8 protein-coding genes and 1 tRNA gene are annotated in these 9,538 nt (G+C 41.2%); 4 read left to right on the plus strand and 5 right to left on the minus strand.

The annotated features are described in order from the left end of the window. Positions 1-42 precede the first annotated feature (42 nt). Positions 43-723 (plus strand): TetR/AcrR family transcriptional regulator, encoded by a 681-nt coding sequence (locus AAEY75_RS02610; RefSeq protein WP_110923082.1) that lies wholly within the window; start codon positions 43-45, stop codon positions 721-723. Positions 724-882: 159 nt separating this feature from the next. On the opposite strand, the gene AAEY75_RS02615 is transcribed toward AAEY75_RS02610, so the two are convergent. After that, positions 883-1,566, minus strand: a complete 684-nt coding sequence (locus AAEY75_RS02615) for a TetR/AcrR family transcriptional regulator (RefSeq protein ID WP_110923083.1) — start codon at positions 1,564-1,566, stop codon at positions 883-885. 218 nt (positions 1,567-1,784) lie between these two features. Beyond that, positions 1,785-2,573 carry a TatD family hydrolase gene (locus AAEY75_RS02620; RefSeq protein WP_352258229.1) on the minus strand — a complete coding sequence of 263 codons (789 nt, stop codon included), beginning with the start codon at positions 2,571-2,573 and terminating at the stop codon, positions 1,785-1,787. 295 nt (positions 2,574-2,868) lie between these two features. Here AAEY75_RS02620 and AAEY75_RS02625 point away from each other — a divergent pair, with 295 nt between their 5' ends. Next, positions 2,869-3,534, plus strand: a complete 666-nt coding sequence (locus AAEY75_RS02625; protein WP_352258231.1) for an acyltransferase — start codon at positions 2,869-2,871, stop codon at positions 3,532-3,534. Positions 3,535-3,555: 21 nt separating this feature from the next. Here AAEY75_RS02625 and tfpB read toward each other — a convergent pair whose 3' ends face one another. Beyond that, positions 3,556-5,343, minus strand: coding sequence for a type IV pilus assembly ATPase TfpB (tfpB, locus tag AAEY75_RS02630; protein ID WP_352258233.1), 1,788 nt, complete (start codon positions 5,341-5,343; stop codon positions 3,556-3,558). 50 nt (positions 5,344-5,393) lie between these two features. After that, positions 5,394-6,236 carry a tRNA (N6-threonylcarbamoyladenosine(37)-N6)-methyltransferase TrmO gene (tsaA, locus tag AAEY75_RS02635; RefSeq protein ID WP_352258235.1) on the minus strand — a complete coding sequence of 281 codons (843 nt, stop codon included), beginning with the start codon at positions 6,234-6,236 and terminating at the stop codon, positions 5,394-5,396. A 355-nt stretch (positions 6,237-6,591) separates the two neighbouring features. Here tsaA and AAEY75_RS02640 point away from each other — a divergent pair, with 355 nt between their 5' ends. Further along, on the plus strand, positions 6,592-7,365 hold the full coding sequence (locus tag AAEY75_RS02640) for a ferredoxin--NADP reductase (RefSeq protein WP_110923088.1): 774 nt from the start codon (positions 6,592-6,594) through the stop codon (positions 7,363-7,365). Between the two features lie 159 nt (positions 7,366-7,524). Further along, positions 7,525-7,610, plus strand: a tRNA-Leu gene (locus AAEY75_RS02645). Positions 7,611-7,894: 284 nt separating this feature from the next. Here the strand turns inward: AAEY75_RS02645 and AAEY75_RS02650 are convergent. Beyond that, positions 7,895-8,686 carry a tetratricopeptide repeat protein gene (locus AAEY75_RS02650; protein ID WP_197216326.1) on the minus strand — a complete coding sequence of 264 codons (792 nt, stop codon included), beginning with the start codon at positions 8,684-8,686 and terminating at the stop codon, positions 7,895-7,897. Between the last annotated feature and the right edge of the window lie 852 nt (positions 8,687-9,538).

Consider the following 9,538-nt stretch of genomic DNA (forward strand, 5'->3'; position numbering starts at 1 on the left):
AAATGAGTATGATAAACACCTACCGGACAATTTTGAAATATTATGAGCAGTCGCGAACAAAAGAAACTTCAAACTCGGCACGCCTTTTTTAACGCCGTGCTCGATTTATGTATGACAGGGCAATCTTTTAGCTCTATCAGCCTAAGACAAGTCACGCGTGAAGTCGGTGTCGTGCCGACCGCATTTTATCGACATTTTGATGATATGGAATCGCTCGGACGTGCGTTGGTGGTTGAGGAGTTGGGAGGCACGTTGGCCATATTAAGCGATAGCTTACAGATTGGCCGCAAGCGTAGCTTCGATCGTCAAATTGCCAAGAGTATTCAGCTGTTTTTGTATATGGTGAGCGATCAGCCTTATTACTGGCAGTTTTTGGTCAGTGAACGTTATGGCGGATCGGAGTCTGTCCGTAAAGCCATCAATGAGCTCACAAAGAAGCATGCTCAAGGCTTGGCGGATGATCTAGCACTACAGCCAGCATTTACTCATATCAATGACTATGACCGTCGGTTATTGGCCGAAGCTGGGGTCAATATGTTCTTCTCTTGGATTATCGACTGGTTGGAGCTGACGTACACGGAAGACCATGATGACGAGATCGACTTGAACGAGATTGAAGAAAACAAGCAGATGATGCTGCATAACTGTACTCGTCAAGCACAGATGCTATTTTATGGTGCTTATAATTGGAAATCTACGGAAGAAACCCTATTAGAAGATTAGGGTTCGGTATGCTTTATTAATCTTTAAAGGTTATAAAAAGCTAAGTGCTGGTGTTGCCATAATCAATATGACAACACAAAGCACTTATAACGATACTGCTTACGACATGCAAACTGCATAGACAGTATTAAGAGGCAATATTAAAAGTCAATAAACCGCTTAATAATTGGTATTGCGATGCTCTTCTGACTCGGTCTCAATCTGTTCTACCAATTCCTGCATATCTTCATCCATCACCTCATCGTCCACAGCAGGATAATGGCTAGGCAACTCTAGTATTTGCTGGACAAACGCATAGCGTAAAGTATCTCGGCGACCCAAATAACGCTGATAAAAGCTTGAGTTTAATAGCCCTGCACCACCTTGACCCATCGCCCAAATAGACGATAAATAATCTCGCGTACTCAAACTGCTGTGCTCATCTTTCAAATAAGCACTGATAATATCAATCAAACGCTTCATACGCTGACGGCGGATATCATATAGCTCACCAAATAAGCGATTTAGGCCCGTTACTGATGCAGCCAAACGCTCTTCGATTTGATTCAGTAGCATGGCTTTTTGTGGATTAAATAACTGCTGAAAAATCATCCTCGCGACACCGGCCGATGGACAGTCATCGATGCGATTGATATCAAACAGGTGCTCTTCGTAACGGATAATAATACGCAAATAGAGCTCATCTTTGCTGGAGAAATGCTTATATAGTGTACCTTTAGCCAAATCTAGCTGGTCTGCCAAACTGTCTAAAGTGATATCACCATCGCCCGACTCAAGTAGCAATTGCTCTGCCATTGCTAAGATATTTTCTTCTCGTACCTTGAACTGATGCTGACGACTCATAGTCTCTCCTAAAACTTGATAAGATTAAGCATACGACTGTCGTTTACGTTAACACACCAACATCAAGAGTATGGATCCATACAGAGACTGCGCGAGGACGACAAGGAATATGCTTATATTTTCTAAATAGTCATTAACAATCATATAATTACGCCTGCTTGGAACAGATCATTATAAGGCTACATGATAAATGACTGACTGGTCATAGCATAACCATTTTAATGATACTGTGCCAGTAAATTTTCAAAGTTTTTTGCAGTCAATGCGCCAACCTCTTCGCTACTACAGCCATACATCTCTGCGATACAACTGGCCACGTAGGGTACATAGGCTGGCTCATTGGGCTTGCCACGTTTAGGCACAGGTGCTAGATAAGGGCTATCGGTTTCGATAAGCAGTCTGTCTCTAGGCATGTTTTTTGCGGCATCTTTGATTTGTTGCGCACTTTTAAAACTGACAATGCCAGAAAATGAGATATAAAACCCTAAATCGAGTGCTTTTTTTGCGGTCTCCCAATCCTCGGTAAAGCAGTGGATAATGCCGTGTTCTGCACCTTCAGCTTTTAAGATATCGATTGTGTCTTCTTTGGCATCACGCATATGGATGACGAGTGGCTTCTTTAGGCTTTGACTGGCATGGATATGACGGGCAAGGCTAGCTTGTTGTTCTTTTTTATTTTCTGTTGACCAGTAATAATCTAATCCAGTCTCTCCTATTGCCCATACATGATCAGCATTGGCTGTTTCTATCAGGCGCTCGACGGTCGCTGATTGTAATATAGCCATATCTTCACAAGGATGAATACCCACACTCATACCAAGATTCAGTGTTTCATCCGCATACGTTTTGATAATGTTAGCGATATCATCATATTCGGCAAAATCACACATAATCGCCATCGCACGAGTGACATTGGCTTCTTTCATAGCGGCTATCGCGCCAGACAGTTGGCCATCGTACTTTGTTAAATCTAAACGGTTAAGGTGACAGTGAGTATCAGTAAACATAAAAATCTCGTTAATAAAATTGATAAATAAAAAATATTAAAGTTAAAGCTTCGAATATAGTTGATTCAGTTTAAAAGAGATACAAGGCAACCGAGTGCAGATGTATATCTGATACTTCAAGCGAGGTTAACGCTGTAACTCTTTTATAGAGGATTAACTATAGATAACTGTATTTATTGCTCTAGAATAAGCTATTTTCAAGTGCTGTTTGACGGTACACTATAAAACGCTTAACCAGCAGACACTTTTATCCTTTTGACGACTTCTATTTGATGACTTGTATAAGCCCTTTATTATGACCCATAAAAAAACCATCACCCTGCCTCCTATCATCAAGACACTATTACCCAAACAGCTGTACGGACAACGGTTTTTATTACAAGACAAAGGGCTTCGTAACTGTGTCGATATTGCCGCAGATGCACGTATTATTGGCAATTCAGTTATTACCATTCGTCAAGGTCATGACAATCAAATTAATATCGGTGAGCATGGTAAATTTAATAAGCTAAAAATAGACATCAATGGCAGTCATAATCGCATAACCATTGGAGAGAAAGTTAAATTCTCTGGGCAACTATTGATTGTTGGTAATCATTTGCACATTCATATTGGTAATCATACTACGGCCATTGACTGCTATATTTTGGCACGTGATAAAAGCGTGACCATTGGTGAATCTTGCATGATATCTCGTGGTATCGAAATTCGTGCTACCGATGTCCACAAGGTTTACGATATAGACACCAATGTACGAGTAAATAACGCACATTCTGACGTCATTTTAGGTGACCATATCTGGATTGCTGCCAATGTGACCGTTTCTAAAAACGTCTCTATTGCCAGTGGCTGTATCATTGCAGCAGGTGCTTTCGTCAATAAGCCAGTCGAAACACCAAACTGCATGGTGGCCGGCACGCCAGCCAAAATCATTCGTCAAAATGTACGTTGGGAGCGTTAAAAGCGGTGCATGATTTGCCCATTAATTCAGTGGTACTACTCGCATTACCTCTTCTATGGTCGTCACCCCATCACTAATACGTTTCGCACCAGACAACCTTAGTGGCTGCACACCTTCACGGTATGCTTGCTGCTTAAGTACATCTAAGCTCGAATCAGCCGCAACCAGTTTTTTTAGCTCGTTTGACAACGGCATGATTTCATAGAGGCCCACACGGCCTTGGTAGCCTGTATGACGGCAGTGTTCACAGCCATTTGCAGTATAAATTTGTGCTGGGGCTGGCGCGCGCCAAGGCTGTACCAACTCTTGCCACTGAATCGCAATCTCACTGTCTGGCGTGACATCAACGGCTTGCTTACAATGCGTACATAACGTACGTAGCAAGCGCTGTGCCATCACTCCTAGTATAGTAGCAGAGGTTAAAAACGGCTGAATACCCAAATCATGCAAACGGGTAATAGAGCTGGGTGCATCATTGGTGTGTAGCGTCGAAAGCACCAAATGCCCAGTTAGAGAAGCTTGCACAGCCATATTGGCCGTTTCAGCATCTCGAATCTCCCCGACCATAATAATATCAGGATCCTGACGCATCAAAGAACGAATACCCTCCGCGAAATGCAAATCAACGCCTGGATTCACCTGCATTTGGTTGAAAGCAGGCTCAATCATCTCGATAGGATCTTCAATCGTACAAACGTTAACCTGTTCTGTGGCGAGCTGCTTGAGCGTGCTATATAACGTTGTAGTCTTACCCGAACCCGTTGGACCTGTGACCAAGATAATACCGTTGGGATGCGCTGTCAGCTCATGCCACGTCTCAAGCTGCTTGCCGGATAAGCCAAGCTGCGCAAATGAACGCACTAGCACTTCAGGGTCAAAGACACGCATGACCAATTTTTCACCAAATGCGGTAGGCATCGTAGATAGACGCAGCTCCGTCTCTAGCCCTTTTGGCGTACGGGTTTTTAGTCGTCCATCTTGTGGTTTACGCTTTTCTGCAACATTGAGCCGTCCTAGAATCTTGATTCTTGCCGTGACTGCGACGATAATTGCTAAAGGCATCTCATAGACGGTATGCAGCACGCCATCGATACGAAAACGTACCTTGCCAGTCTCACGCCGCGGCTCTAAATGAATATCACTAGCACGCTGCTCAAAGGCATATTGCAACAGCCAGTCAACGACTCTGACGATATGTTGATCGTTCGCATCGGGATTGGTGTTGTCACCTAACTGCAGTAGCGCTTCGACGTTAGTGACATCAGCTGCCGCACGCTTATGAATACTATTCGCGCCTGCAATAGCTTGCGTAACTTGATAGAACTCTTGTCGATAGCGATTGATCTGTTCAGGATTAATATAGACCGTACGATAAGTTTTAGACTTAATCAGCTTTTCAATATTTGAGTGCCAATCGGTATGAAACGGCTGATCTGTGCCGATGACGACTTCATCGAGTGCGACTTCAATAGGCAAAATATGCTGTGAGCGTGCATATTCAAAGGACATCAGCTGCGTCACAGCAGGGACATCAACTTTTAGAGGGTCGATACGCACAAGTGGCATACCCGCTTTAGCTGCCAACCATTGATTGAGCCACGGCAATGCTAACTTGCTCTCAGAGTCACTATCAAGCGCATGGCCATTTGGCAAACCAAACTCGCTGATGTTCAATAGTGGATGCTGTGTCTTATCACGGCGACTAGTAATGACTAAATTATAGCCCCGTTGGTCAATCACTTTATCTGCCAATAGCTCATCTAGACACCAACGCAAATCAATCACTATTGAATATTTATGCTCAGACATATTTTTCTTCTTTTATCATTTTAGAGTATATGGTTAAGAATGATATCAATTCACATCACTTCTACAACGGCGGTTATTTGTAGCTCATCTACCGCTATCAACTGAAAGCTCACATCAACAGATTTATAGCGCATGGTAAACGGCATATTTATTTGAGTACGACGATACGCTGGACGAGGATCTTGCGCAATGAGTGCCTTAATAATATCGATATCAGAGAGTAATAATTGATTTTGCATCTGATGCATAAGCGTCGTAAACGTATCCTGCTCTATATTTATCTCTTTCTCATTATTAATAGCCTGTCCAGTATTAGCTAGCGCTAAAAACTGCTCATAAGCAGCCTTAGTTATCGTCACCTCTAACAGCTCAGGAGCCGTGGGTGCAAAGCCACTCTCTGCCTCTACAAGCGCATCGCTATACGCCACATACGGCTTAATGTCTATAATCGGTGTGCCATCTATCATATCTGCACCGCTAATAATAAGAAATGCTCGTCCCTGTATTACCTCTACGCGCTCAAGCTTGACGACAGACAACCCTAGTGCCGACGGACGATACATACTACGACTGGCAAACACACCTATTTTTTGATTGCCACCCAACCGTGGTGGTCGTACTTGCGGGCGAAAGCTACTATCTGCCTCATTCACAGCATTATCTTTTGCTTTATAGTTATGATGAAACTGCCAACTGATCCAGATATGGCTGAACGATTCCAAGCCCACGAATGCTTCTGGTGTATCGTAAGGCGCAAGCATTTCGATAACACTGGTTAGCACTACCAAATTTGGCTGACGTGGCGCACCAAACTTTTGTGATAATGGTGCACGGTGATAGCCCACTATGGGCGCATAATGATGGTTATCTAACTGTGCATCGTCACCAGACATAAAAGTCTCCAAGAAATCTACTAATAACCAAAACCTGCTAATATAAACCAGTTTTATCCAGTGATACACAATTACTCACTAACGATATTCCATTTTATCATGCCACATAGTAGCGGCTAGGCGGATTTTTATTTTAAATTTTGGTATTATGAGCGAGAATTATTATTGAGAATAGATTGCATCACGATAATTGTGGCCTTTATCTCATTAATAAGATATAAAATATACTTCGACATTTGGACACTGCCTGACCATTTAATCGTCATCATAATAAAAATTTGATGCAGTGCTAACCCCTAATGACACATTCAATTAATACTGTTGACGCACACAGCGACTACTTAACGAGGACTTTATGTCAAAACTTCGCACCGAAACGGTTACAGAGGTTCGTCATTGGAATGACTCTCTATTTAGTATAAAAACCACTCGCGACGACGGCCTACGTTTTCGTAATGGTGAATTTGCGATGATTGGTATCGTCGTCGATGGCAAGCCATTATTACGTGCTTACTCGATTGCTAGCCCCAACTACGAAGACCAATTAGAGTTTTTCTCTATCAAAGTACCAGATGGTCCACTGACCTCACGCCTGCAACACATTAAAGTAGGCGACGAGCTGTTGGTTAGCAAAAAACCAACTGGGACACTAGTACTAGATGATTTATTACCGGGCAAGCATTTATACATGCTATCGACAGGCACAGGACTGGCACCATTTTTGGCGTTAGCACGTGACCCTGAAGTGTACGAGCGTTTTGATAAAATCATTTTGGTACATGGCGTTCGTCATGCCAAAGATTTGGCCTATCGTGAGATGTTTGAAACTGAGTTGGCCAATGATGAAATCTTTGGTGAATGGTTCCGCGAAAAATTCATTTACTATCCGACTGTTACTCGTGAAGAGTTTAGAAACCAAGGCCGTATCACTGACCTTATGAAATCGGGCAAGTTCTTTGAAGATATTGGCTTGCCTCCGATGAATAAAGAAGATGACCGTGTGATGATTTGCGGTAGCATGCCATTCAACGCAGAAGTTTCTGCTATTTTGGATGACTTTGGTCTAACCGTCTCACCACGTATGGGTGTTCAAGCAGATTATGCGGTCGAACGTGCCTTTGTAGGATAAGTGATATATAGAATATATCGGTTTTTTTGATTTAATCGCAAATTATATAAAATAATTCTTGACGATCAAAAATAGCCTGCTATAATACGCAGCCTATACAGAGTTAACCCTGTAGCCCAATTCGATAATACCTATATAATAGATATTATTACCTAACATGCCAGTGTGATGGAATTGGTAGACATGACGGATTCAAAATCCGTTGCCTAATAAGCGTGTCGGTTCGAGTCCGACCACTGGTACCAATACATAGTTCTATACTATCTTATAGAATAGCTAAAGCCCCTGATATCAGGGGCTTTGTTGTATCTGGTGTTCTATACTGTCCTGCTCTATCTATCCCAATCCATGCACATTGAGTGTACTGAATTTGAAGAACCATTCTGCTCTGCTAAAACATTCATACTTTCAAAAAACTCATCGGCTCCAGCTGACAAAGTTATATCAAATGATAACCTCATGGCTAACACTTAATAAATAAATGTATATTTTAACTTTTTTAAAATCACAGTTTTTCCTATTCAATTGGCTACAACTCATCACAACTGGGCTGATATCCGTTGTCACAAGATTTGCTATACCACTCTTGGGATTGAGCTTTATCTTGCTCCACGCCTCTGCCCTCAAAGTACATCAAGCCAAGACTGTTCTGCGCTTCGGCTATTTCTTGATTTGCAGCTTTCAGATACCATTCAGCTGCTTTTGCATCATCAAGTTTAAGCCCTCTACCAGTTTCGTACATATCACCAATATTGTTTTGAGCTCCCGCATATCCTTGAGCAGCAGCCTTTCTTAGCCATTTGAGTGTCTCTGCATAATCCTGACTCACCCCTTGGCCTTTATCGTACATTCCAGCAAGATTATACTGAGCTAGTGCAAAACCTTTATCAGCCGATTTTTGATACCATTGAACTGCTTTATCATAATCTTGAGGAATACCTTCACCGTGCTGATAAAAAGTTCCAAGATTGAATTGAATCTCAGCATTGCCCTGATTAGCAGCTTTTTCATACCACTCAATGGCCTTGGCATCGTTTTGACGTACGCCAGTGCCATTGCTGTACATCTCTCCAAGTGCATATTGGGAAAATGCCCTTCCTCTATTAGCAGCGGCTTTAGTCCATTCAAATGCTTTAACATCATCTTGACTAATATCATCACCAGTACTGTACATATAGCCAAGAGTGGCTTGAGTAGTAGCGAATCCTTTGTTCATTAAAGTATTTACAATGCCAAGATCTGCAACAGCAGGTATGGCTAAACCACTTGATAATCCTACTATCATCATTTTATGAATTAATGTCTTATTAAGTTTTTGCATGATAACTATTCTTTCTCATTCAGTTTTTGATGAGCGTCATAGCTGAGCTTATAGTCGATTTAATTTAAAAGTAGTACAAAGCAACCTAGTGTAGATGTATATTAAATATTTCAAACTAGGTTAACGCTGTAATACTTTTATAGTGGAATGACTATATAACCATTTTTTTAAGCTTTGCTATACCACTCTATCAATTCGACCTTGTCTTTAGCGATACATCTGCCTTCCAAATATAACTATATAGAATTATATAAACATTTGTTTTTTAATACATCTTTTATTTCATCTTATTGCTGATAAATATAAAAAATAAACCACCCTAATCTTAGCCTTAAAACCGATTAACAGGTTTAGGATGAACGCTCAGCAATACTAATATTAATTCATTCTGCAATCTCGCTTACTACCCACATTACCCCTACTTGTGTCAGCTGTACTTTCTTAGGGAATATTGAATCGCAACGATCAGAGCTTTCAGTAGTCATTGAAAGTGACTGTTGAAAAACTAAGCTATAAAAAATTATTAGTTTGTATTAACTAAACAGTCTTTGACTTTTACTAAAAAATAACATGAAAAGTTTTATCAAAGAGACCCATCCACCTTTATTTAAAGCTATAACTTTTAGTAATAGATAATTGAAATGTTTAACGTAAAAATTAGCTTTAACTTGAATAAGAATATCAGTAGCATGAAATTACGACTCGATCAGGAAGATCAGTTGAAGGTATTTAATATACCTTTCTCACAACAAGGAGCAGTTAATGTTATATCCCCATCCAAACACAGAAAAAAGCCAAGTCCAATTCCGCGAAAAATACGACAACTTCATCAATGGTGAATGGGTTGCACCC

The sequence above is a fragment of the Psychrobacter sp. TB55-MNA-CIBAN-0194 genome (assembly GCF_040309505.1).
GTDB classification, from domain to species: domain Bacteria; phylum Pseudomonadota; class Gammaproteobacteria; order Pseudomonadales; family Moraxellaceae; genus Psychrobacter; species Psychrobacter fozii.

Bases quoted from the DNA above. Each gene is read 5' to 3' on its own strand.
- AAEY75_RS02610 (WP_110923082.1), top strand. From the start codon at position 43: ATGAGCAGTCGCGAACAAAAGAAACTTCAAACTCGGCACGCCTTTTTT.
- AAEY75_RS02615 (WP_110923083.1), bottom strand. From the start codon at position 1,566: ATGAGTCGTCAGCATCAGTTCAAGGTACGAGAAGAAAATATCTTAGCA.
- AAEY75_RS02620 (WP_352258229.1), bottom strand. From the start codon at position 2,573: ATGTTTACTGATACTCACTGTCACCTTAACCGTTTAGATTTAACAAAG.
- AAEY75_RS02625 (WP_352258231.1), top strand. From the start codon at position 2,869: ATGACCCATAAAAAAACCATCACCCTGCCTCCTATCATCAAGACACTA.
- tfpB (WP_352258233.1), bottom strand. From the start codon at position 5,343: ATGTCTGAGCATAAATATTCAATAGTGATTGATTTGCGTTGGTGTCTA.
- tsaA (WP_352258235.1), bottom strand. From the start codon at position 6,236: ATGTCTGGTGACGATGCACAGTTAGATAACCATCATTATGCGCCCATA.
- AAEY75_RS02640 (WP_110923088.1), top strand. From the start codon at position 6,592: ATGTCAAAACTTCGCACCGAAACGGTTACAGAGGTTCGTCATTGGAAT.
- AAEY75_RS02650 (WP_197216326.1), bottom strand. From the start codon at position 8,686: ATGCAAAAACTTAATAAGACATTAATTCATAAAATGATGATAGTAGGA.